Genomic DNA, 23,072 nt, shown 5'->3' on the forward strand with positions numbered 1-23,072 from the left:
ATACCTCCTTGGGAGTATCGGGATGCGTCGCTGCCTGCTGTTGCTCTGCTGTCTTGCGTTGCTGGCCTGTCAGGGCGAGCAGGACGAGTTGCGTCTGGGCAGCAATCGCTGGCTGGGTTATGCACCGTTCTACCTGGCCGATGACCTCAACTGGCTGGAGTCCAGCCGTATCCGCCTGGTCGAATACCCCAGCGCCACCGGCGTATTGCGCGGGGTGCGCAATGGCCTGCTGGATGGCGGCCTGCTGACCCTGGATGAAGCCTTCAAGCTGCAGAGTGAAGGGCATGACCTGGAACTGCTGCTGGTGGCGGATATCTCCCTGGGCGCCGATGCCCTGTATGCCCGTGCGCCGCTGCGCAACCTGGCGGATTTGCGTAACCGGCGCATCGGAGTGGAGAACACCGCGTTGGGCGCGTTCATTCTCAGCCGCGTACTGGAGTTGGCCGAGCTGCGCCGTGATCAGGTCAGGATTGTCGACTTGCCGGTCCATGAACATGTCAGTGCCATGGCGGCCGGGCGTATCGATGCGGTGATCAGCTTCGCTTCGCAAGGGCCGGCCCTGCAGGCGTTGGGCGCACGGCGCATCTTCGACAGCCGCGAGCTGCCTTATGAAATCATCGATGTGCTGGTAGTGCGCCGCGACCGGGTCTCGCCGGCCCGGCGCAAGGCTTTGCAGGCGCTGTGGTATGACAGCCTGCGCATCTGGCGGGAGAATCCGCAGAACAGCGAGGAGCGTCTGCAGCGTCGTCTCGGCCTGGACGCTGCCGGCCTGCAGCTGACCCGCGAAGGGCTGTTGCTGGGCGATGCGGCACTCAATAGGCAATGGCTCGAACAGGGCCAGCTGCGAGACAACCTGCAGCAGTTGCACGACTACCTGCTGCGCATCGGCCTGTTGCGCAAGCCAGGTAATCCCGACGCGCTACTGCCCCAGTGCCGCGAGGACGCGCCATGCTGACCCACCTGTCGCTGCGTCGTTCGCTGCCGCTGTTGCTGGGCCTGGGAGCCTTGCTGTTCAGCGTATTGCTGGTCACCACGCTGCTGCCGCGTAGCCTGGATGAAGCGCAGCGCACCTGGCGCAACCACGTCAACCAGAGTCTGATCCTGCTGCAGAGCAGCCTGGCCGATCACCTGCGCCAGGGCCGCCAGGCCGAACTGGAGAACGATCTGGCCGATCTGGCCAGCCTGGCCGATGTGCGCTGGGCCATGGTCCTGGATGGCCGCCAGCAGGTGATCGCGGCGACCCGCCTGGGTTTGCGCCCTGGCCAACTGGGCATACCGGATCAGGTCACGCTGGCCGGTTACGCGGTGGACAATCGCAGCGACTGGCTGGCGCATGGCGAGCAGCGCTTCCTGGCCATCTATCCACTGGGGCGTGTCGATCTACAGGGCGCACCAAGCGGCGAGGTGCTGCTGGTCTCCCTGGACTTTGCCCCGGTGTTGCAGCATACCCGGAGCAATGCCTGGCTCTACCTCGGGCAGACCCTGTTGCTCTTGCTGTTGCTGGGCCTATTGCTCAATTACCTGTACAGCCGCCTGGTAACCCGCCGCCTGGCGCGCCTGGAGCATGCGGCACGGCGCTTTGCCAGTGGCCAGTTGCAACAGCCGGCGGATGTCGACGGGACAGACGAGATTGGCCAGCTGGCTGCAACCTTCAACCAGATGATGGTGCAGCTGCAGGCGCGTCAGGCCGCCTTGCAGGAAAGCGAGGAGCTGCTGCGCAAGCTGATTGATGCCGCGCCGGTGGGCATGCTGGTGGTGGATGACGAGCTGCGCGTGATCCAGGCCAATCCCGCGGCGGCGGCGCTGTTTGGCTGTGCGGCCGAGGAGCTGTTCGGGCAGATCCCGGAAGACCGCCTGGTGCAGAGCAATGCCCGTCAACGCCTGCTGCAGGCGCCGCCCAGTCGTGCCGTGCAGCTCAATGCCTGGCGTGGTGACGAGCAGGTGCCGCTGGAGATCAGCCTGACGCCCTTCCTGCGGCATGGTCAGTCGCTGCGCCTGGTGTTGTTGCGCGATATCAGCGAGCGTCTGCAGGCTGAGCAGCGTCTGCGCTTTCTGGCGCATTTCGATCCGCTGACCCGCCTGGCCAACCGCAACTATGTCCAGCAGCGTCTGGAGCAGTTGCTGGATGCGCGTTGTCCGCTGAGTCTGCTGTTTCTCGATATCGACCATTTCAAACGCATCAATGACAGCCTGGGCCACGAGATAGGTGACCGCCTGCTGGTGGAAATTGCCGAGCGCCTGGGCACTTTGCTACCGGAGCGTGCCTTGCTGGCCCGCTCTGGCGGCGACGAGTTTGTCCTGCTCCTGGAAGGCTTCGCGGAGGAGCCGGCTATGCAACTGGCCGAGCGTCTCTGCCTGCTGTTCGAGCAGCCGTTCCGAGTGCGTCAGTACCAGTGCCGGGTATCCGCGAGTATCGGCCTGGCGGTGGCCAGCGGTCAGCCGGGTAGCGCCAGTGAGTTGCTCAAGCAGGTCGACCTGGCGCTGTACGCGGCCAAGGATGCCGGTCGCAACCGGGTGGCCTGTTTCACGCCGCAGCTGGCCGAGGCCGTCGAGGATCGCCAGCAGCTCGAAGAAGAGCTGCGCCAGGCCCTGCAGCATGATGAACTGGTGCTGCACTATCAGGCCAAGGTCGATGGCCAGGGGCGGGTCAAAGCCATGGAAGCGTTGCTGCGCTGGCAGTCGCCCGGTCGCGGTCTGGTGCCTCCCAACCAGTTCATCCCGGTGCTCGAAGAAAGCGGCCTGATCATCGAGGCGACACGCTGGGTGTTCCGTCAGGCCTGCCGACAGGCGCGCCTCTGGGCCGAGCAGGGCGCCAGCCTGCGCGTGGCGGTCAACCTGTCGCCGCTGGATTTTCGCCAGGGCGATCTGGCCGGCAGCCTGCTGCAGATCCTTGCCGAGGAAGGCGCAGAGAGCGACTGGCTGGAGCTGGAAGTCACCGAAAGCGCCCTGCTGGATGCCGATGCCAGTGTGCTCAGTTGCCTGCAGCGTCTGCGTGCAGCGGGGCTGCCGCTGTTTCTCGATGATTTCGGTACCGGTTATGCCTCGCTCAGCTACCTGCGTCGCTTCCCCTTCGATGGCATCAAGATCGATCGTCAGTTCGTCAGTGGCCTGCCCGACTGTACGCAATCGGTGGCGCTGGTGCGTGGCATGCTGACCATGGCTCACCAGTTGGGCCTGCAGGTCGTCGCCGAAGGCGTGGAAAACGAACGTCAGGCGGCCTTCCTGCGCCTCAATGGCTGTAACCAGCTACAGGGCTTCTATTACGCGCGACCGCTGCCAGCGGCGCAGTGCCAGGCTCAGGGATGCCTGGTTGGGGTGCAGGGGTCGTAGCGCGTGTTCGAGATTGCCCTGTTGCTGGGCGCCGGCCTGCTGGCCGGTGCGATGAACGCCCTGGCCGGTGGTGGTACTTTCTTTTCCTTCCCGGCGCTGTTGGCCATCGGCTTGCCGCCGATCACCGCCAATGCCACCAATGCCGTGGCCCTGTGGCCGGCGAGTATGGCCGGTGCCTGGGCGGCACGCGCGCGGCTGGCCGAACTGCGCGGCTATCTCTGGCCTCTGCTGCTGGCGGCCCTGCTCGGCGGTTTGGGCGGTGGCTTGCTGCTGCTGGCCGGTGGCGATGAACTGTTCGCCGGGCTGATCCCCTGGTTGCTGTTGCTGGCTACCCTGCTGTTTGCTGCCAGTCCCTGGCTGAGTCGCTGGCGTGCCGGCGCTAGCGACGTGCCGGCGCATGGCCCAGGATCATTGACCGGTCATCTGCTGGTGTCCCTGTATGGCGGCTACTTCGGCGCCGGCATGGGGATCCTGCAATTGGCCGCGTTGAGCATCGAGGGCCACCCGCTGGCGCGTGCCAATGCCCTGAAGAATCTGCTGTCGGCGGTGATCTATAGCGTTGCCAGCCTGACGTTCCTGTTCGCCGGGCGGGTCAGCCTGTATCCCTTCCTGCTGCTGCTGGGCGGCGCCACGCTGGGAGGATACCTGGGCGGGCGCCTGGGCGAGCGCCTGTCGCCACGCCTGCTGCGGGCTCTGGTCCTGCTGATCGGCAGCCTGATGACGGGCTACTATTTCACCGTCGATTGACCGCGGCGGTTTGCCCGGCATGCCGGCCTCTGCTAGTGTCGCGCCGGTTTTCGCCCTGCCGAGTATTGCCCCATGGCCCGTAAAAAAGCCCCGCTGGATTTCGAAACGGCGCTTGCCGAACTGCAAACGCTGGTCGAGCGCCTGGAAAGTGGCGAGTTGCCGCTGGAAGAGTCGCTGACGGCCTTCGAACAGGGGGTGCGGCTGACCCGTGACTGCCAGGATGCGCTGAATCAGGCGGAGCAGAAGGTTCAGCAACTGCTCGAGCGCGATGGCGAGGTGCAGCTCAGCCCCTTCGAGGTCGAGCCATGAGCGAGGCCTTGCAGCAGTATCAGGCGCGCTGCCAGGCGCGTGTCGATGCGGCCCTGCAGGCGTTGCTGCAGGCGCCTCTCGGTGAGTTGGAGCGCCTGTATGCCGCCATGCGCTACAGCGTGGTCAATGGTGGCAAGCGTGTCCGTCCGCTGTTGGTGTATGCCGCCTGCGAGGCGCTGGGCGGGCAGGCCGCACAGGCTGATGCCGGCGCCTGCGCGGTGGAGCTGATCCATGCCTATTCGCTGGTGCACGATGACCTGCCGGCGATGGACGATGACGACTTGCGACGTGGTCAGCCGACTACCCACCGGGCGTTTGACGAGGCCGCGGCGATTCTCGCCGGTGACGGCTTGCAGAGCCTGGCCTTTGCCGTGCTCGCCGATGCCGCGCACAACCCGCAGCCGGCTGAACTGCGCTTGCAGATGATCGCCGAGCTGGCGCGTGCTGCCGGCCCGGCCGGCATGGTCGGCGGCCAGGCCATCGACCTCGGTGCGGTGGGCGTGCAGCTCGATCAGGCCGGACTGGAGCTGATGCACCGGCACAAGACCGGGGCGCTGATCGAGGCCAGTGTGTGCCTGGGGGCGCTAGCCAGCGGCCAGGCCGGGGCGGAGCAGCTGCAGGCCTTGCAGCGCTATGCCGCGGCGATCGGCCTGGCTTTCCAGGTGCAGGACGACATCCTCGACGTGGAAAGCGACACCGCCACCCTGGGCAAGACCCAGGGCAAGGACCAGGCCCATGACAAGCCGACCTACCCGGCGCTGCTTGGTCTGGCCGGCGCCAAGGCCTATGCGGCGAGCCTGTGCGACGAGGCGCTGCAGGCGCTGGCTGCCTTCTCCGGCGAGGCGGATGCCTTGCGCGAGCTGGCGCGCTACATCATCGCGCGCCGTCACTGAGGCGTTTCAGCGCAGCAGTTGCTCCTGCAGGGCGCCGATCAGGTCGCTCTGACTGACGATGCCGACCAGGCGCTGCTGGTCGTCGAGCACCGGCAGGCTGTGCAGTCCCTGGCTGGACAGCAGGCCGATCATTGCGCTGACTGACTGCGTCTCCTGCACGCTGCGCACCGGGGTACTCATCAGCTCGGCCACACGCAATGGCTGGCGCAGTCCCCAGGCCAGCTGTCGGCGCACGCCACGCGGCCGGCTGAGCAGGTCGACCAGGCTGACCACACCGACCAGCCGGGCCTGTTCGTCGAGCACCGGCAGGCTGCGGATACGATGCCGACGCAACATCGCCATGGCTTGCGTGCGGCTGGCCTGCGGGCTGATCCAGCGCAGGTCGCGGGACATGATGTGGCGGGCCTGCAGGTCGCCGACCCGGCGGCGCAAGGCCAGCTGCTCGCCAGCCTGCAGCAGGCGGGCCAGCTCCTCCGGGGTGATGTCCACGAAGGCATCGAATTCGGCGAGTACCTGCTCCAGGTCGTCACTGGAAATACCCGCCCTGCCTTGCGGTGGCGGGTCCTGCGTAGCGTGGCGCGGCTCGTTGGTGCGGCGCAGCGGATAGGGCGAACCGCTGAGGTTGAGATAGCACAATGCACAGCCCAGCAGGCAGGCCAACATCACTAGCAGCGCTAGCAGCACGCCTGGGCCCTGACCGGCCATGGGTGGTTCGGCCAGGGCCAGCACCACCGCCAGCGCACCGGCGGGTGGGTGCACGCAACGCAGCAGGCTCATCAACAGCAGGCTCATGCCCAGTGCCAGCCCAGCCAGCCATAGGCTGGGTAGTTGCAGACTGTTCAGCAACAGTGCCAGTGGCGCGCTGCACAGGTAGCTGCCGAGCAGCGCCCAGGGCTGCGCCAGGGCGCCGGAGGGGACGGCAAACAGCAGCAGGGCCGACGCAGCCAGTGGGCCGAGCAGGTGCAGCAGGCTCAGGTTGTCCAGCCAGTAGCTACCCAACAGGCTGCACAGGGCCAGGCTGGCAGCGCAGCCGAGGCTGGCGCGCAGGGCGTGGCGCAGGTTGCTGACCTGGAGAATGTCGAACAGGCGTGGCACGTGAAGGGTTTCCGGCAAAGGGGCGCAGTCTGCCAGATGTTGCGGCGCGCACCAAATGGGTGCTTCTACCGAGGAGGGTGAAAGTTATTCATCCACGGGCTGGCGCTGTGCCAGCTCCAGCAGGGTCTGGCGCAGCCAGCGATGCGCCGGATCGTTGTCCAGGCGGCGAGCCCAGTACAGATTGAGGGTTACCGTGGGCAGGGCGATGGGCATGTCCAGCAGGCGGTTGCCCAGTCCGCCATTGAGCAGTTCGGCGTAGCGTCGTGGCAGGCTGAGCAGCCAGCCGCGCTGGCGGACCAGCAGGGCGGCTGACAGGTAGTGCTGGCAGCGTTGCCGCACCTGGCGTTGCAGGCCCTGTTGGGCGAGGGCCAGGTCTTCCACGCAGAGGCCGCGGCGCCGCGAGGTGACGGCGACATGCTCGGCCTGCAGGTAGCGCGCGGCATCCAGCTCGCCGGCAAACCCGGCGGGGGCCATCACACACAGCGGCTCCTGCAGCAACTGGCACTGGCGCAGCTCGGTGTCGGTGGGGCGGGCGATTTCCACGGCCAGGTCGATCCGTCCCAGTTCCAGTTCGCGGCGCAGCTCGGCCCAGTGCAGGCTGCTGCTATGCACCTGGAGCAACGGGGCTTGCTCGGCGAGGCAGGCGATGGCCTGCGGCAGCAGCAGCGGTTCCATCTGTTCCGGCATGTTCAGGCGTACGCGCCGGCGCGCCTGAGCTGGGTCGAAGCTTTGCAGGGTGCGCAGGCTGTCTTGCAGGCTGTCCAGGGCGTCGAGAATGCCCGGGGCCAGCTGCTCGGCCAGCGGGGTAGGCAGTACGCCACGCCCTTCGCGAATGAACAGCGGGTCGCCGAGCTGCTCGCGCAGGCGGGCCAGGGCGTGGCTTACCGCCGACTGGCTGAGGTGCAGCAGCTGGGCGGCACGCGTCAGGTTGCGCTGCTGATAGATCATCGCGAATACGCGGAACAGGTTAAGGTCGAGGCGGCCGAGCAGGCCGCTTTCATGCGCAGTTTTCATGGTCTGGCTCGCAGCTCACGGAAACCTCACGCTATCAGCCAGGCATGCCTTGGTAATCATGCATCAGCTGCATGGATAGCAATGCATAAGCATCAGTTCTCCCAGGGCGCCTGGCTGCCTAGCATGGCGGCAAACAACAACAGGCGGAGCCCTTGCCATGGACGAACAGACCTACCTTGCCCAACTCGACCAGCTCCAGCAGGCTCACTGGCCGGCCGGGGTGCCGCGTCAGGTGCATTACCCGTTAGGTGAGCAGCCGCTCTGCGACTACCTGCGCACCTGGGCGCGCCAGCAGCCCGAGGCCATCGCCCTGGACTTCTACGGGTACAGCCTGAGCTGGGCCGAGCTGGACCACCTCTCCGAGCGCTGCGCGGCGCTACTGGTCGAGCTGGGCGTGCAGCCGGGTGACCGCGTCGCCCTGTTCATGCCCAACTGCCCGCAGCTGCACATCGCCTTTTACGGGCTGCTCAAGTGTGGCGCGGTGTATGCGCCGGTCAGTCCGCTGAGCAAGGCGCTGGAGCTGAGTTATCAGCTCAAGGACAGCGGCGCCCGGGTCATTCTCTGTTTCGATCAGCTGCTGCCGGTGGTGCGTGCGGTGCGCGAGGACTGCGCGCTGCGCCATGTGCTGGCCACCAGCCTCAGCGAACTGCGCCCGGCGCAGCCGAGCATTCCCGTACCCGACCTGCTGCTGGCAGCGAAAGTCAGCGGCGATGACTTTCTCGACTTCTACGCGGCGCTGGCCGCCTGCACGGCAGCAGCACCGACGCACCGTGTGCAGCTGGATGATCTCGCCGCGCTGAACTACACCGGCGGCACCACCGGCCTGCCCAAGGGCTGCATGCATAGCCATCGCGACATGCTCTACACCTGCGCCAGCTTTGTGCCGACGGCCATGCACTTGCAGGCCGATAGCGTATTGCTGAATTTCCTCCCGGAATTCTGGATCGCCGGGGAAAACGCCGGCCTGCTGTTCCCGGTATTCGCCGGTTGCCGCCTGGTGTTGCTGGCACGCTGGGATGCCACGGCCTTCATGGCCGCGGTGCAGCACTACCGGGTCAGCCACTGCGGCCTGCTGGTCGACAGTGCCGCCGAGGTGCTCGACCACCCGCAGGTGGCTGACTACGACCTGCGCTCGCTACAGCGCACCGGCAGCATTTCCTTCATCAAGAAACTGACCCGCGACTACCGCGCGCGCTGGCGCGCACTGACCGGTTGCACGCTGTTCGAGTTCAGCTTTGGCATGACCGAAACCCACACCTGCGACACCTTTACCTGGGGCCTGCAGGACGCCGACTTCGACCTCACCAGCGCGCCGACCTTCGTCGGTCTGCCGGTGCCCGGCACCCAGTTCAAGGTCTGCGACTTCACCACGGGCGAGCTGCTGCCGTTGGGCAGCGAAGGCGAGCTGTGCCTGCGCAGCCCGGCGCTGATGCACGGCTACTGGCAACGCCCGGAAGAATCCGCCGCCGCGCTGAGGGAAGGCTGGCTGCACACCGGCGACCTCGGCCAGATCACCACGCAGGGTTTCATCCGCTACCTCGGCCGGCGCAAGGAAATGCTCAAGGTCAACGGCATGAGCGTGTTCCCCAGCGAGCTGGAGGCCCTGCTTGGCCAGCACCCGGCCCTGCTGGCCAGCGCGGTGATCGGCCGCCCTGACGCGCTGCGCGGCCAACAGCCGGTGGCCTTCGTCGTGCTCAAGCCCGGCCGCAGCGAAGATGCCGAGACCCTGACCGCGTGGTGCAGGGAGGCCATGGCCAGCTACAAGGTGCCGGAAATCCGCGTGGTCGCGGCGCTGCCGATGACCGCCACTGGCAAGGTGAAGAAGAACGAACTGGAGAGTCTGCTGTGAGTGCGCCCTTTCAAGCCATGCTGATTGCGAACCGCGGCGAGATCGCCATTCGTATCGCCCGCGCCTGCGCCGACCTGGGCATTCGCTCGGTGGCGGTATTCGCCGAAGACGACAGCGCCAGCCTGCATACGCGTCAGGCCGATCTCGCCGTGCCGCTGCGCGGGCGTGGCGTAGCGGCCTACCTGGACATGCAGCAGCTGATCGACGTGGCCCGTGCCCAGGGTTGCGAGGCGATCCATCCCGGCTACGGCTTTCTCGCCGAGAACGCCGAGTTCGCCAGGCGCTGCCAGGCTGCCGGCCTGACCTTTATCGGTCCGCCGCCGGAGGTGCTCGAACTGTTCGGCGACAAGGCCGCCGCCCGCGCGTTGGCCGAACGCTGCGGCGTACCGCTGGTTGGCGGCATCAACCGTGCGGTGACCCTCAGCGAGGCGCAGGCCTTTCTCGCCGAGCATGGTGCGGTGATGCTCAAGGCGCTGGCCGGCGGCGGCGGGCGTGGCATGCGTGCGGTCTTCGAGCCGGCCGAGCTGGACGCGGCCTATGCGCGCTGCCAGTCGGAGGCGCAGGCGGCGTTCGGCAACGGCGCCCTGTATGTCGAGCAATTGGTAGGCCAGGCGCGGCATATCGAGGTGCAGGTGCTCGGCGACGGCAGCACGGTCAGCCATCTGTGGGAACGTGACTGCAGCCTGCAGCGGCGCAACCAGAAACTGCTGGAAATCGCCCCCAGCCCCGACCTCGATGCCGAGCTGCGTAAGGCGATCATCGACTGCGCCCTGCAGCTGGCCGGCGCGCTGAACTACCGAGGTATTGGCACCTTCGAGTTTCTCCTCGATGAGCGTCAGCCCGGCACGTTCTACTTTATGGAAGCCAACCCACGGGTACAGGTGGAGCATACGGTGACCGAGCAGGTCACCGGCGTCGACCTGCTGCATGCGCAAATCCGCTTGCTGGCCGGCGCTTCCCTCGACCAGCTGGGCCTGCGCCAGCCGCCGGCCGTGCAGGGTTGTGCCGTGCAGCTACGCATCAACCTGGAAACCCTGCACCCCGACGGCAGCACGCGCCCGGCTGTCGGCACCCTCAGCGCTTACCAGCCACCCAGCGGCCCTGGTCTGCGCGTGGACGGCTACGGCTACGCCGGTTACCCGGTCAGCCCCAGCTACGACTCGCTGCTGGCCAAGCTGATCGCCACTGCGCCCGACTACCCGGCCGCCCTGCGCCGCGCCTACCGCGCGCTGTGCGAGTTCCGCCTGGACGGCGTGGCGAGCAACCTGCATCTATTGCAAAACCTGCTGCGTCTGCCCGAGGTGCAGGGCAATCAGGTCAGCACGCGTTTTGTCGAGAGCCGCCTGGACGAGCTGCTCGCTGCCCAGCCCGAGGCGCACGCCCACCACTATTTCGCCGCCGGCCAGGCACCGGCCACGGCCGGCCCGCGGGCGGTCGACGCGCCGCCTGGTAGCCAGCCGCTGAACACGTCGAGCAGCGGCGTGCTGGTGTGCTTTGAGGTGGCCGAGGGCGATGCGGTGGCTGTCGGCCAGATCGTCGCCGTGCTGGAAGCGATGAAGATGGAGTTTGAGGTGCGTGCCAGCCATAGCGGCATCGTCCGCGCCTTGGCCGCCCAGCCGGGCGATGCCCTGGCCGAAGGCCAGGTACTGTTGTTCCTTGAGCCGGCCGAGGTGGCCGCCGAGCAAGGCCTCAGCGAACAGAGCCTGGACCTGACGCATATCCGCGCCGACCTGGCGGAGGTGCTCGAGCGCCACGCGCGTCTCACCGACCAACGCCGCCCGCAAGCCGTGGCCAAGCGGCGCAAGACCGGCCAGCGCACGGCGCGCGAGAACCTCGCCGATCTGCTGGATGACGGCAGCTTCAGCGAATACGGCGCCCTGGCCCTGGCCGCACAACGTCGCCGGCGTTCGGCCGAGGAACTCATGGAGCTCAGCCCGGCCGACGGTCTGGTCGCTGGCATCGGCACGATCAACGCCGCCCAGTTCGGCACGCACAGGGCGCGCTGCATGGCCCTAGCCTACGACTACACGGTGTTTGCCGGCACCCAGGGGGTGATCAACCACAAGAAGACCGACCGCATGCTGCAACTGGCCGAACAGTGGCGCCTGCCGTTGGTGCTGTTTGCCGAGGGCGGCGGCGGTCGCCCGGGTGATAGCGACTTCGTCGGCGTGGCCGGGCTGGACTGCCACACCTTCGTGGCCATGGCCCGCCTGTCGGGGTTGGTGCCTACGGTGGGCATCGCTTCCGGGCGCTGCTTTGCCGGTAATGCCGCATTGCTGGGCTGTTGCGACGTGATCATCGCCACGGATAACGCCAGTATCGGCATGGCCGGTCCGGCGATGATCGAAGGTGGCGGCCTCGGCAGTTTCAGGCCCGAGGAGGTGGGGCCGGTGTCGGTGCAGGGGCCCAACGGGGTGATCGATGTGCGGGTGGCCGACGAGGCTGAAGCCGTCGCTGTAGCCAAGCAGTACTTGTCCTACTTCCAGGGGCCGCTGGCCGACTGGGCGTGCGCCGACCAGCGCGAGCTGCGCCAGGTGATCCCGGAAAACCGCCTGCGCGTCTACGACATCCGCCGGGTGATCGAGCTGCTGGCCGATCGCGACTCGCTGCTGGAGCTGCGCCGCCAGTTCGCCCCGGGGCTGATTACCGCGCTGATCCGCATCGAAGGGCAGCCATTCGGCCTGATCGCCAACAACCCCGCGCACCTGGGCGGGGCCATCGACGCATTGGCCGGCGACAAGGCCGCGCGCTTCATGCAGCTGTGCGATGCCCATGACCTGCCGATCCTGTCCCTCTGCGATACGCCCGGCTTCATGGTCGGTCCGGAGGCGGAGCAACAGGGCACGGTGCGCCATGTCGCGCGCATGTTCGTCGCCGCCGCCAGCCTCAGCGTGCCGTTCTTCACTGTGGTGCTGCGCAAGGGCTACGGTTTGGGCGCGCAGGCCATGGCCGCCGGCAGCTTCCACTCGCCGCTGTTCACCATCGCCTGGCCCAGTGGCGAATTCGGCGCCATGGGCCTGGAAGGCGCGGTGCGTTTGGGCTTTGCCAAGGAACTGGCGGCTCAGCCAGACGCCGCGGCACAACAGGCACTGTTCGACACGCTGGTGGCCAAGGCCTACGCAAACGGCAAAGGACTGAACATGGCCAGTTACCTGGAGATCGATGCGGTGATCGACCCGGCGGAAACCCGCGCCTGGTTGCGCCGTGGTCTGCAGGCAGCCGGTCAGCCGACCGTGCGTACCGGCAAGAAGCGGCCCTGCGTGGATACCTTCTAGAGCGAATAGGCACGCTGGCGCCGGCGCCGGCTGGCGATCTGCGTTTCCAGCTCCAGCAGGTTGTCCCAGCCTTGCTGGCGCGCCTTGCTGAACAGGATCAGCGCCAGTTCGGCGGTGACCAGCGCGTCGGCGCTGGCAGTGTGGCGTTGCAGGACCTGCAGGCCGAAATGGCTGATCCAGTCGTCCAGACCGCCACGCCCCACTTGTGCCTGCGGGCAGAGGATGGGCGCCAGCTCGGCCAAGTCGATAAAGTGATGGCGCAACGTGTAGCCCAGGCTTTGTTTGAGGGCGCGGGCCAGCATGCGCTGGTCGAAGGGCGCATGGAAGCCCAGTACGGGGCTGTCGCCGAGGAACTCCATGAAGTCCAGCAGCGCCTCGCAGGGCTGCAGGCCGGCGGCGATGGTGCTGGGTGCCAGGCCATGGATGAGGATGCTTTCGCTGACCTTGTGGTCCTGTTGCAGGGTGCTGGCGTACTGGCAACCGAGGTCGATGGCGCCATCTTCGATGACCACCGCGCCGATCGACAGTACCTGGTCGCGCTGGGTATTCAGCCCGGTGGTTTCCAGATCCAGTACCACCAGGCGCTGCTCGCGCAGAGGCCGCCGATCAGCCGCCTGGGCTGGCGGCAGGGCGTCGCGGCGGGCACGCTGCTGCTCGTCGAGGTCGGCGCCCTGGCGCCCGCTGAGCCAGTCGAAGAACTGTTTCATAGCTGGTAGCGCAAGGCCAGGCTGCTTTGCAGGCGTTGTGCCTGGCGAAAGGATTCGCGCAGGATGCGCCTGTCCAGATGGTTGAGGTCGTCCGGGTCGATGCGGTTGGAGTACGCCTGAGCGGCACGCGCCTGGGCCTGGTGGTGCTGCATGCGGATCAGCTGGATGTAGTGATAGGCCTCCTCATAGGCTGCGCCGTCCTGCGCCTCGATGATGCCGCGCTGGGTCAGCTGGCGCAGGCGCTCGAGGGTGCTGATGGCCTCTACGCCATGGGCCAGGGCGAGCAGGCGGGCACCGTCGACGAAAGGGGTGAGGCCCTGCACCTTGAGGTCCAGGGTGTCCTTTTCCGCCCCCTTGCGCGCCACGCTGAAGTCGCGGAACAGGCCGCCGAGCGGTGGTTTCTGGCGCAGCGCGTTCTCGGCCAGCATGCGCTGGAACAGGCTGTTGTCGCCAACCCGCTGGAGTAGCTCATGGCGCAGTTGCTGGCAGCCTTGTTCCGGCCCCCAGACCACGCGCAGGTCAAAGTAGATGCTGGAGGCCAGCAGGTTTTCCGGGGTGGCGGCATCGACAAAGCGTGCGAAACGCTGGCTCCACTCCTGACGCGACAGGCACAGCTCGGGGTTGCCGGCCATGATGTTGCCCTTGCACAAGCTGAAGTCGCATTGCGCGAGGGCCTGGTTGATGCGTTGGGCGAGTGGCAGCAGGCGCTGGCGGATCGCTTCGGGCGTTTCCCCTTCTGGCGTTTCGAAGAGGATGCCGTTGTCCTGGTCGGTGTGCAGGGTCTGTTCGCGGCGCCCCTCGCTGCCGAACACCAGCCAGCTGAACGGCAGGCCGGGGTCACCCTGTTCCTCGATGCACAGCTCGATGACCCGGCAGACCGTGTGGTCGTTGAGCAGGGTGATCAGGTGGGTGATCTGCGCCGAGCTGGCGCCATGGGCGAGCATGCGGTCGACCAGTTGGCGGATGTCGCTGCGCAGTGCGGCGAGGGTTTCGATGCGCCCGGCATGGCGGATGGTGCGTGCCAGGTGCACCAGATCGACCCGTTGCAGGGAGAACAGATCGCGTTCGGAGACCACGCCGCACAACTGCCCGTCCTGTACCAGGCAGACGTGGGCAATGTGTCGCTCGGTCATCGCGATGGCCGCGTCGAAGGCGCTGGCCTGCGGTGGCAGGTGGAAGGGGTTGGCGGTCATCAGCTGGCTGATTGGCTGCTGCAGGTCGATACCGCTGCGTGCGATGGCGCTACGCAGGTCGCGCAAGGTAAAGATGCCCAGCGGATGTTGCACGGCGTCGACGATGACGATGCTGCCGACTTGCTGTTCGTGCATCAGACGCACGGCCTCCTGTAGCGGCTGCTCGGGGCTGCAGGTCAGCGGCTGGCGCATGGCCAGCTCGGCGAGGCTGGTTTCCAGCGAGTACTGTGCGCCGAGACTTTCCGCCGCGCGCAGCTGCACCTGCTGGTTGACCTGGTCGAGCAGGCTGCTGACGCCGCGCAGGGCAAAGTCGCGAAAGGGATTGGAGCTGGCGAACAGTTTGATGAAGGCCGGTTTGCCCAGCAGCAGGCAGAAGGTGTCTTCGGCAGCCAGGTGCTCGGTGCGGGTGGCACGTTCGCCAATCAGCGCGGCCAGCGGGAAACATTCGCCGGTGGTGATCTCGAAGGTGGTCTCCGTACCGCGCTTGGCGGTATGCGGGCGTTCGCCATGCACGCGGCCCTGCTTGACGATGTAGAAGTGCTCCACGGTGCCGTCGCTGGGCTTGATGATGGAGTCCCCGGCGGCATAAAAGCGCAGCTGGCAGTGTTCTACCAGGTAGCCGAGGTGGGCGACATCCATCTGATTGAAGGGCGGGAATTTCTGCAGGAACTCCAGGGTGCCCTGGATATTCTGCAGCACGGCCTGCCGGCCGGCTTCGGCAAACGCATCCGTCTTGCTCATGCAGTGCATCTCCCGCTGCTGTTTGTCACTATGCTCAATCCGTCGTGCCCGGCGGGCCATTACACCTAAGTCTAGTCGGTCGAGCACGGTGCGGGCTGCGGGTACAGCGCCCATGAAAAAGGCCGATGCAAGCATCGGCCTTGGGACACGCCAGGACGCTGCTCAGGGCAGGGTGAACAGCACCTTGACCGAGTCGTTGACCGCAGCGGCGTCGACGTAACCGATGGCATCGGCTTCGCCGGCGACCTTGGCAACGACGTCGGCATCACCGCCGACACTGGGCAGCGGCTGGCCCTTGCCGGTGAACACCAGGCCCGACCAGTAGGACTTCAACTGGGCTTCGTTCTTGCTGGTGACCTTGGTGTAGAAGGCTTCCTTGGTGGCATTCCAGCCAGCCTGGTCATAACCCTTCATGGACTTGTCCTTGCCCAGGAAGATGTTGGCGACTTCGGCCTGGGAGGGTGCCTTGGCGGCGCCCGGGTTGACGATGACCGCGACTTCGGCCTGGGCCAGGCCGGCCAGGGCCAGGCCCAGAGCGGCGCTGAGGAGACGAACGGACTGCTTCATGGACTGGCTCCTCAGAATACGAAGTCGACGCCGACGGAGATGATGTCGCCGTCGTAGTTGCGGGCCGGTACGCCGGCCAGGCCGCCGCTGCGCTCGAAAGCTTCGTTCTCGAACAGCTCCTGCTTGCCGCGCACGAACACGCCATCGTAGCCGCCGCTGGTGTCGACGCGCTTGTACTCGGTCTTCAGCACCACGGTGGGGGCGATGTTGTAGTTCAGACCCAGGGTCCAGGAGTTCTGCCGGCCTTCGTTCTCGTCGAGCTGGGCATAGGTGACGTGGGCCAGGAAGTCGCCGAAGCGGCGGCCACCCATCAGGTAAAACGAGTCGATGCTGGCATTGTTGTCATTTTCGGTGACGCGGGTGGTCCACTCGTTGGCGGTCAGCCAGGTACCGTTGTCGTACTGGTAGCCGATCGACGTGAACTTGCCCTTGTCTTTCTTCAGCTCAAGCAGTTGCAGGTAGGTAGGGGTGCCGGAGGCGTTGACCACGCCATCGATGGTGGTGGAGATGTCCGCCTCGACATAGCCAACCCGGAAGGTCCCGTAATCGTTGGTAGCCAGGCTGACGTTAGCGCCAAACAGCTTGCCGTAGTCGATGCTGAACAGGTCGTCATAGGCGAAGTAATCGCGGTTCTTGGCCTGGCCGGCGGCGACCTGGAAGGTCACCGAGCCGTAGGACAGCGGCAGGGTGTAGACGACGTCGGCCCCTTCGTAGTTGCTCAGCTGGACCTGGCTGTAGACTTCATCAGGCAGGCGCAGCCAGGGGTAGCTGAAGCCGACATCGAGGCTTTCCGAATACATGTACACCGGGCTGCGCAGGCGGCCGGCACGCACCATCAGCTGGTCGTTGGCCTGCCAGGACAGGTAGGCCCACTCCAGGTTGGCCTGCCACTCGTCCTGCAGCGGTTTGGCGGTAGCCTGCAGGGTTACGCCAAGGGTATCGGTCAGGCCATAGTTGAGCTGGGCACCGAACTTGGACAGCTGGTCGCCGCGCCAGGAATCGGTGGTTTGTCCGCTCACGCCATAGCTGCGGCCCTGATCTTCGCCGCCGAGGTGGGTGATGCCGACGCTGCCGAAGTAGTTGAGGCGATACTCGCCCTGCTCCAGGGCGAATACCGGTGCGCTGGCCAGGCAGATAGCCAGCGGCAGCAGTTTCATTTTCATCATGGGGGTCATGCTCCTGTGTTTCAGGTTAAACGCGAAATTGCGCCGTTGCCGCGCGCAGGTGATCTCCGGTGTTGACCAACTGCTCACCAAGGCGTGCGGTGGCTTCGGCGCCATGGGCGGTTGCTTGGGCATCCTGCTGCAACACTTGGGTGTCTTGCTGGATCGACGCGGACAGGCCGATCTGCTCATGGGTGAACTGGGCAATCCCGGCATTCAGTTCATTGATCTGACTGACGGCCTGGGCGATGGCTTCCAGTAGCTCGGTGGCTTGCGCCGAACGTTCGATGCTATGGCGGGCTTTCTCGCCATTGCTGGTCATTACGTTGAGCACGTTGTTGGCGCTGTTCTGCAGGCGCTGGATGATTTGCTGAATTTCCGCCGTCGATGCGGCAGTTTTCTGCGCGAGGTTGCGTACCTCGTCAGCCACCACGGCGAAGCCACGACCCTGCTCGCCGGCACGCGCTGCCTCGATGGCCGCGTTGAGCGCCAGCAGATTGGTCTGTTCGGCGATGCTGCGGATTACGGTGAGTACCGAGCCAACCTGCTGGGTTTCTTCTTCCAGCTGCTCCATGGCCTGTACGGCGCCCATCACGCTGTTGCCCAGGTCGTTGATGCTGCTCGACAGGCTGCCGATATTGTCGCGTGCGCTGCTGGCTTGGCGGCTGGCCGCGCCGGCCTGTTCGGAAGCCTGCTGCGAGCGCTGCGCGACTTCCTGGATGCTGCCGGTCATGGTCTGGATATCACGCCCGATGGATTCGGTATGGCCCTGCTGCGAGCGTGAATTGCCCTGGGCTTCCTGGGTCAGCTGGTAGAGCTCCTTGGATACGTTGCCGAGCGGTGCCGCGGCGTCGATGATCTGCCGGATGGTGCCCTGCAGCTTGTCGAGGAAGCCATTGAACAGTTCGATCATGGCGCCGATTTCGTCATGTGCCTCGACGGTCACACGGCGAGTCAGGTCGCCATCGCCCTGGGCAATGGCGCGCAGTGAGGCGATGACCCCATGTACGTTGGCCATGATGCCGCGGATCACCAGCAGAGCACCGGCGCTGACCACCAGCACCAGCAGCACGGCCAGTATGATGCCGGTGCGAGTTGTGCTGGCATTGCCTTCGCGGGCCTGGGCCAGGGTATGTTGGAAGTTCTCCAGAGCCTGCTGGCGGAACTGCTCGGCAACGCGTTGGGCCGCTTGCAGGTCGCTGGACATGCGATCCAGGTTGGGGCGCAGGTCTTCGAAATCGGCACTGCCGGCAATCAGTTGCTCCGAGGCGGCCAGGGCATTGTCGGCGTAGCGTTTTACGGCGGCCTGCCAGTCCTGTAGCCCCTTGCTGAGCTGTGCGTCATCCTGGGTCAACGGCTTGAGGCTGTCATGCAGGCTGGCGATTTCCTTGAGCACGCCGCGCGCCTCGTCCAGTGTGGTCAGCTCGCCCGCGGCCACGGCACTGTTGAGCAGTGCGGGAAGGCGCGAGAACTGGAAGATCGCCGCGTCGGCCCGCTCCAGCGTCGGGTAACTGGTGCTTTCCAGGGCCAGCAGGCGTTGGTCGTTGTGCGACAGTTGCAGCGCGGTGTAGACCACGAAAAGCAACAGGCCGAGCAGGGCAATGGCCGGTAGCAGGGTCAGCTTCAGCGACAGGGAGAGGTTCTTCAGCATGGCAGTGCTCGCAAAGGGACGACGGGCCTTCAGGTGACTAAAAGGTCGTTCAGGGTCATTCCCTAACCTTTCTCGCCTGCCATGGACATGCCCATCGTAGCCTGAATCGTGCCTATTGCTATAGCCCAACTCCCCTGGGTATGCCTTTTTTTTGGGCCTTTTTGCTACGAAAGTGCAAGCGACTGCCCCTTCATGGGGCAGTCAAGGTGGTGGTGCGGGTACCTTGGGCTAATCGGCAAGCTCCAGCAGTTGTGTGATTCGCTGCATATCCAGTACGCCGGAGAGCGCCTGTTGTCCGCCGTGTCCGTCGAACAGCAGGGTGCGTGGCAATTCGCCGCGCCAGCGTGGGTCGAGGGCGTAGGCCATGGCCTCGGGAGCCTCGTCGGCATAGGCGTAGTGCTGCCCGTCCAGGCCATGGCTGGCCAGCAGTGCGGCATGCTCGGCAAGCCGCGGCTCGCTGGCCACGGTGATCAGCCGTAACTGCGGGTAGGCCTGCTGGGCTTGGCGGAAGTGGGCGAGGTTCTGCTTGCAGTAGCCGCACTCCAGCGACCACAGGGCGATCAGCGTGGGTTGCTGATACTGACTGGCCTCGACCAGTGCGGCCGCCTGCTGGCGGTCGAGGGTGTCGACGCGCGGGGCGGCGAGCAGCGGCAGGTTGCACAGAGCGAGCAGCAGGCCGGCAGGAAAAAGACGCGACATCATGGCAATGGGTACCCCTTGAGGCCGTGATCGGTGCTGTGCCAGACCGGCAGCAGCTGGTTGCCGACCCGGAGCAGGCGTGGGTGGTCGGACGGGCCCTGGCTGCTGGCCAGGGGTACGCGGCGAAAGTGTTCGCCGCCATCCTCGGAAATTTCCGCGAGCAGCTGGGTACGCTGGCCGTCAAACTCTTTCCACAGCAGGACTACGCGCTGGCCGAGGCTGGCCACTGCGCCGTGTCCGGCGCGCGGGCCACCGAGGCTGCGCTGGCCGAGCACCTGGCCGTCGGCCAGCTGGCCGTAGAACAGCGGCCCCTGTTCGCCGTGCGGACTGAACCACAGCGCATGCAGCCGGCCCTGGCTGTCTTCGGCCAGGGCCGGGCCGTGGTGCGGACAGGCATCCACTTGCCAGCCGTCGAAGGTGGCGCGGCGCAGCTCGCCTGGCCGCTCGCGGCCCAGTGGCAGTAGCGCGTGATCACGCTGGCCCTGCTCGAACAGCTGGCGCCAGAACAGCAGCAGGCTGCCATCGGCGCGTTCGGCGAGCGCCAGGCGGCAGCACTGGCAGCTGTGGTCGACCAGTTTGTACTCGGCGACGAACTGCCGGCCGCCATCATCCGAGTGGCTGGCATACAGCGCCGAGCCCTGGTAGGCAGGGTTGTCGAGGCGCTCGCGGCCGTCGATCCACACCAGCCAGAGGCGTCCGTTGCGGTCCAGATGCTGGCGCACGAAGCTGTGTCCGGTGAGACGCTGGTCGCGATGCACCGTGCGCGGTGCGCTGAAGTCGCGGCCATTCTCGGCGCGGGCGAAGCGGATATCGCCGGTAAAGCGTTCGGCAAACCGCCGCGACCAGCTGACATACAGCGCGCCCTGCGCGGATACGGACAGTTGCGGGGCGTTCTCGGCGTCATCGGCAATCGCTTCGGCCTGGCTGTTGACCTGGCTGTGTGCCTGCCAGTGCTGACCGAGGTCGTTGCTGCGCAGGATCTGCACATGCCCGTCGCGAACCCGTGCGGCATACAGTGCACCATCGCTGCCGGCGGCCAGGCCGACACCCAGTCCGGGCTGCGGGTTGCCCATGGCCGCGGCCAGCAGGGGGATCGCGCTGAGCAGGCCAGGGGCCAGCCAGCGACAAAACGTTTTCAACATGACGAACTCCTTGTCGGTTTTACCAGCGGAGCTGCAGGCCCAGGGTGACGTTGCGCGGCAGGCCGGCGTTGTAGCTGGGTTCGCCGCTGTTGAGCGCGGAGGTTTCCGCGTAGCGCTTGTCCTGCAGGTTGTTGATGGCGGCATAGACCTCCATCTGCGAGCTGAGCAGGTAGTTGCCGCGCAGGTGCAGCAGGTCGTGCCCGGGATAGCGGCTGGTGTTCTGCGCGTCGCGCCAGTAGCTGCCCAGGCGCTGCCACTCCAGTTCCAGGCGGCCACCGTTGAGCAGCGCCGGGCGGTAGCTCAGGCGGTTGTTGGCGATCAGGCGGGGCGCCGCCTCCATCTCGTTGCCGGTGTAGTCGCTGCTGTTCGACAGCTGCCAGTCTGCATAGCTGTGCTTGGCGTAGGACAGGCTGGCCTCCCAGCGCCAGGCATCGGCCAGTGGCAGGCCCAGACCCAGCTCGACGCCGCGGTGCAGGGTCTTGCCGGCGTTGGTGGCCCGTCGCTGGTTGGTTACCGGGTCCTGGTAGTTGAGGATGTCGTTGCGCTTGGTCATGTGGTACAGCGCCAGCTCGTAGTCCAGCTCAGCCAGGTAGCCGCGCAGACCGACTTCGTAGTTGTCGACGATGATCGGCTTGAGGTCGAGCAGCGCCTCGGCGGCGGCTTGCGCACGGCTCGCCGAGCTTTCCCGCGAACCACGGAACACCTGGCTTTCCGAGGGGGTGCGGAAGGCGTTGCTGTAGGCCAGGAACGCGCTGAGCTGCGGGCTGAAGGCGTAGGTCGCGCCCAGCTTGGGGCTCAGGTGCTGATAGCGCACGGTGCTGCTGGCCGCGTGGCCATACCAGCCATTGCCGGGGAAGGCTCCCGGCACGCCCTGGCTGGCGCTGGCCTGGCCGCCGTTGAAGTGGTTGTCATAGTCGTACTGCATCTGGTCGAAACGCAGGCCGGCGGTGAGGCGCAGGGCCTCGCTGGGCGACAGCTCGCCGTGCAGGTAGGGCGACAGGCTCTGGAAGGTGACGTCGTAATCGTAGATGCGTACGGGGGCACGCTGCGGGTCCAGCTGGTAGTCGATGGCGCCGTAGGCGTTGCTCCGGCGCAGCAGGGCGATGGAGTCTTCTTCGCGCGAACCGGGGCTGTAGTCGTAGTCCAGGCCGACGATCAGCCGGGCTCGCCAGGGCTCGAAGTCCACCCGGTACTTGCTGAGGAAGCCAAAGGAGCGGTTGGCGGTGGTGTACTGGCTGGGGTCGTAGCTCACCGACCAGCTGGGAATGATGTCCATGCTGTTGTCGCGCAGATAGGGGGTGAACGACAACAGGGTCTGCTCGTCGAGCTGGTAGTCGAAGGCGCTGGACAGACGCCAGGCTTCTACCTGGCGGGTGGAGAAGGGGATGTTGTTGTGGCGCGGGTCGGCGTGGTACTGCGCCTGGTTGAGCGTGCCGACATGCGCCTGGTCGATTTGTGAGTAGCTGAAGACGCTTTTCACCCGCAGGGCATCGTTGTGCTGGTGATCCCAGCGCAGCAGGGCGCTTTGCCGGTCATAACCGGCGTGCTCTTGCCAGCCGTCCATGCGTGTCAGGTTGAGGGTGGCACGCAGGCCGTCGCGTGCGTTGCTGTCGCCGGCATCCAGCAACAGGCGCCGCCAGCCGTAACTGCCCAGTTCACTGGTCAGGGCGAACTCGGCTTCGGGCGGCGGTTCCGGGGTCAGCACGTTAACGATCCCGCCGATCGCATCGGAGCCATACAGGGCGCTGCCCGGCCCCTTGCTGACTTCGATGCCGCCGGCCTGCGGCACGTTGATCTCGTACAGCGCGTTATGGTTGAAAAAGCCGGTGGAGCGGGTCGGGATGCCATCCTCGAGAAACAGGTAGACCGGTGCGGTGGTCAGCGGCTGGCGAATGGCCGTGGAGTGGCCTTCGCCGGACAGGTTGCTCAGGCGTACGCCGGGCATGCGGTTGAGCACTTCGCTGGGGTGGCGCGGGCGCTGCTCCTGGATATCCAGGGCGTCCACCTGACTGATGCTGGCGGGGATTTCACTGGTCTTCTGGGCTTCACGGGTGGCCGTGACGCTGATCTGCTCCAGGTGCAGAGCCTGTTCATCGGTATCTGTCGCGGGGCTGGCCTGGGCGCAGCAGGCCATGCCGGCCAGCAGGCCGGCGAGGGAAATCGAACGCATGGAAAATCCTGTCCTTTGGCACACGCACAGGGCGTGGCGGGCATGCAAGCGGGCTCCGGCAGGCCAGGTGCAGGCTGTGCCGGGCGAACGGGGTGCAGCAGGGGTCAGGCGGACAGGTGGGGCGGGGCACGCGACAGCGGTACCGGCCAGTGGCTGGCCTGCTGGTCAGGCGCACGGCTCATGGCCGGGCGGGGTGGGTGCTGCGCAATAAACAGCGACAGACCCAGTCCCAGCTTGCTGTGCGGCAGGCTGGCCAGGCTGCAGTGCAGGCTGCACCACAGGCACGGCAGGCTGTCGCTGAGCGGTGCTGTACCGTCCAGAGCAACCCGTTGATAGCCCTGTGCCGTACACAGCTCGACCCAGGTGGTGCCGCTGCTGTTCGCCGGCATCGGCAACCATGCCGCCAGGAGCAACGCCAGGCAGGCGAAGTAGCAGGTCAGCAGTTGGCGAGGGGCGTGGTTGGCAGGCATGGGCTAAGCCAAATGAGAAGTGCCTGCACTATAGGTAGCTGTTGCGGGCGAGGCAAT

Annotated in this window: 18 protein-coding genes; 7 read left to right on the forward strand and 11 right to left on the reverse strand. The window is 66.2% G+C overall.

What is annotated here, in order from left to right:
- The first annotated feature begins 22 nt into the window (after positions 1–22).
- From CW360_RS15670 to ispA, 5 genes are all read left to right on the forward strand, one after another.
- Positions 23–955: an ABC transporter substrate-binding protein gene (locus CW360_RS15670; RefSeq protein ID WP_101194331.1), complete on the forward strand. Its 933-nt coding sequence runs from the start codon at positions 23–25 to the stop codon at positions 953–955.
- A complete protein-coding gene (locus CW360_RS15675; RefSeq protein ID WP_101194332.1) occupies positions 949–3,330 on the forward strand; it encodes an EAL domain-containing protein in 2,382 nt (793 codons plus the stop codon). Before CW360_RS15670 ends, CW360_RS15675 begins: the two co-directional genes overlap by 7 nt.
- 3 nt (positions 3,331–3,333) lie before the next feature.
- Entirely contained in the window at positions 3,334–4,077 is a 744-nt protein-coding gene (locus CW360_RS15680) for a sulfite exporter TauE/SafE family protein (RefSeq protein WP_281255638.1), read from the forward strand.
- Between the two features lie 72 nt (positions 4,078–4,149).
- Entirely contained in the window at positions 4,150–4,386 is a 237-nt protein-coding gene (locus CW360_RS15685; protein ID WP_093984732.1) for an exodeoxyribonuclease VII small subunit, read from the forward strand.
- Positions 4,383–5,279: a (2E,6E)-farnesyl diphosphate synthase gene (gene ispA / locus CW360_RS15690; protein WP_101194333.1), complete on the forward strand. Its 897-nt coding sequence runs from the start codon at positions 4,383–4,385 to the stop codon at positions 5,277–5,279. The genes CW360_RS15685 and ispA overlap by 4 nt, the downstream gene beginning before the upstream one ends.
- A 6-nt stretch (positions 5,280–5,285) precedes the next feature.
- On the opposite strand, the gene CW360_RS15695 is transcribed toward ispA, so the two are convergent.
- Entirely contained in the window at positions 5,286–6,374 is a 1,089-nt protein-coding gene (locus CW360_RS15695) for an HPP family protein (protein ID WP_133063656.1), read from the reverse strand.
- An 84-nt stretch (positions 6,375–6,458) separates the two neighbouring features.
- Complete coding sequence (locus CW360_RS15700) at positions 6,459–7,388, reverse strand: LysR family transcriptional regulator (protein WP_101194334.1); 930 nt, start codon at positions 7,386–7,388, stop codon at positions 6,459–6,461.
- Positions 7,389–7,545: 157 nt separating this feature from the next.
- Here CW360_RS15700 and CW360_RS15705 point away from each other — a divergent pair, with 157 nt between their 5' ends.
- Complete coding sequence (locus CW360_RS15705; protein WP_101194335.1) at positions 7,546–9,237, forward strand: AMP-binding protein; 1,692 nt, start codon at positions 7,546–7,548, stop codon at positions 9,235–9,237.
- On the forward strand, positions 9,234–12,512 hold the full coding sequence (locus tag CW360_RS15710) for a carboxyl transferase domain-containing protein (RefSeq protein ID WP_101194336.1): 3,279 nt from the start codon (positions 9,234–9,236) through the stop codon (positions 12,510–12,512). Before CW360_RS15705 ends, CW360_RS15710 begins: the two co-directional genes overlap by 4 nt.
- Here CW360_RS15710 and CW360_RS15715 read toward each other — a convergent pair.
- The 9 genes from CW360_RS15715 to CW360_RS15755 form a co-directional block, all read right to left on the reverse strand.
- Positions 12,509–13,219, reverse strand: coding sequence for a 3'-5' exonuclease (locus tag CW360_RS15715; protein WP_101194337.1), 711 nt, complete (start codon positions 13,217–13,219; stop codon positions 12,509–12,511). The two genes, CW360_RS15710 and CW360_RS15715, sit on opposite strands and share 4 nt — an antisense overlap.
- Positions 13,216–15,153, reverse strand: a complete 1,938-nt coding sequence (locus tag CW360_RS15720; RefSeq protein ID WP_101194338.1) for a putative nucleotidyltransferase substrate binding domain-containing protein — start codon at positions 15,151–15,153, stop codon at positions 13,216–13,218. The genes CW360_RS15715 and CW360_RS15720 overlap by 4 nt, the downstream gene beginning before the upstream one ends.
- A 162-nt stretch (positions 15,154–15,315) precedes the next feature.
- A complete protein-coding gene (locus CW360_RS15725; protein WP_093984739.1) occupies positions 15,316–15,720 on the reverse strand; it encodes a type 2 periplasmic-binding domain-containing protein in 405 nt (134 codons plus the stop codon).
- An 11-nt stretch (positions 15,721–15,731) separates the two neighbouring features.
- Positions 15,732–16,886, reverse strand: coding sequence for a porin family protein (locus CW360_RS15730; protein WP_101194339.1), 1,155 nt, complete (start codon positions 16,884–16,886; stop codon positions 15,732–15,734).
- A gap of 25 nt (positions 16,887–16,911) precedes the next feature.
- Positions 16,912–18,534 (reverse strand): methyl-accepting chemotaxis protein, encoded by a 1,623-nt coding sequence (locus CW360_RS15735; RefSeq protein ID WP_101194340.1) that lies wholly within the window; start codon positions 18,532–18,534, stop codon positions 16,912–16,914.
- A 228-nt stretch (positions 18,535–18,762) separates the two neighbouring features.
- Complete coding sequence (locus CW360_RS15740; protein ID WP_101194341.1) at positions 18,763–19,236, reverse strand: TlpA family protein disulfide reductase; 474 nt, start codon at positions 19,234–19,236, stop codon at positions 18,763–18,765.
- Positions 19,233–20,375 (reverse strand): sialidase family protein, encoded by a 1,143-nt coding sequence (locus CW360_RS15745; RefSeq protein ID WP_101194342.1) that lies wholly within the window; start codon positions 20,373–20,375, stop codon positions 19,233–19,235. Before CW360_RS15745 ends, CW360_RS15740 begins: the two co-directional genes overlap by 4 nt.
- Positions 20,376–20,394: 19 nt before the next feature.
- Positions 20,395–22,545, reverse strand: coding sequence for a TonB-dependent receptor (locus CW360_RS15750; protein WP_101194343.1), 2,151 nt, complete (start codon positions 22,543–22,545; stop codon positions 20,395–20,397).
- Positions 22,546–22,649: 104 nt separating this feature from the next.
- On the reverse strand, positions 22,650–23,015 hold the full coding sequence (locus CW360_RS15755; protein WP_093984745.1) for a hypothetical protein: 366 nt from the start codon (positions 23,013–23,015) through the stop codon (positions 22,650–22,652).
- Between the last annotated feature and the right edge of the window lie 57 nt (positions 23,016–23,072).

Origin of the sequence: Pseudomonas fluvialis (assembly GCF_002835605.1) — a bacterium.
Classification (GTDB): domain Bacteria; phylum Pseudomonadota; class Gammaproteobacteria; order Pseudomonadales; family Pseudomonadaceae; genus Aquipseudomonas; species Aquipseudomonas fluvialis.

Bases quoted from the DNA above. Each gene is read 5' to 3' on its own strand.
- CW360_RS15745 (WP_101194342.1), bottom strand. From the start codon at position 20,375: ATGTTGAAAACGTTTTGTCGCTGGCTGGCCCCTGGCCTGCTCAGCGCG.
- CW360_RS15670 (WP_101194331.1), top strand. From the start codon at position 23: ATGCGTCGCTGCCTGCTGTTGCTCTGCTGTCTTGCGTTGCTGGCCTGT.
- CW360_RS15705 (WP_101194335.1), top strand. From the start codon at position 7,546: ATGGACGAACAGACCTACCTTGCCCAACTCGACCAGCTCCAGCAGGCT.
- CW360_RS15750 (WP_101194343.1), bottom strand. From the start codon at position 22,545: ATGCGTTCGATTTCCCTCGCCGGCCTGCTGGCCGGCATGGCCTGCTGC.
- CW360_RS15720 (WP_101194338.1), bottom strand. From the start codon at position 15,153: ATGAGCAAGACGGATGCGTTTGCCGAAGCCGGCCGGCAGGCCGTGCTG.
- CW360_RS15700 (WP_101194334.1), bottom strand. From the start codon at position 7,388: ATGAAAACTGCGCATGAAAGCGGCCTGCTCGGCCGCCTCGACCTTAAC.
- CW360_RS15735 (WP_101194340.1), bottom strand. From the start codon at position 18,534: ATGCTGAAGAACCTCTCCCTGTCGCTGAAGCTGACCCTGCTACCGGCC.
- CW360_RS15730 (WP_101194339.1), bottom strand. From the start codon at position 16,886: ATGATGAAAATGAAACTGCTGCCGCTGGCTATCTGCCTGGCCAGCGCA.
- CW360_RS15715 (WP_101194337.1), bottom strand. From the start codon at position 13,219: ATGAAACAGTTCTTCGACTGGCTCAGCGGGCGCCAGGGCGCCGACCTC.
- CW360_RS15685 (WP_093984732.1), top strand. From the start codon at position 4,150: ATGGCCCGTAAAAAAGCCCCGCTGGATTTCGAAACGGCGCTTGCCGAA.
- CW360_RS15675 (WP_101194332.1), top strand. From the start codon at position 949: ATGCTGACCCACCTGTCGCTGCGTCGTTCGCTGCCGCTGTTGCTGGGC.
- ispA (WP_101194333.1), top strand. From the start codon at position 4,383: ATGAGCGAGGCCTTGCAGCAGTATCAGGCGCGCTGCCAGGCGCGTGTC.
- CW360_RS15755 (WP_093984745.1), bottom strand. From the start codon at position 23,015: ATGCCTGCCAACCACGCCCCTCGCCAACTGCTGACCTGCTACTTCGCC.
- CW360_RS15725 (WP_093984739.1), bottom strand. From the start codon at position 15,720: ATGAAGCAGTCCGTTCGTCTCCTCAGCGCCGCTCTGGGCCTGGCCCTG.
- CW360_RS15740 (WP_101194341.1), bottom strand. From the start codon at position 19,236: ATGATGTCGCGTCTTTTTCCTGCCGGCCTGCTGCTCGCTCTGTGCAAC.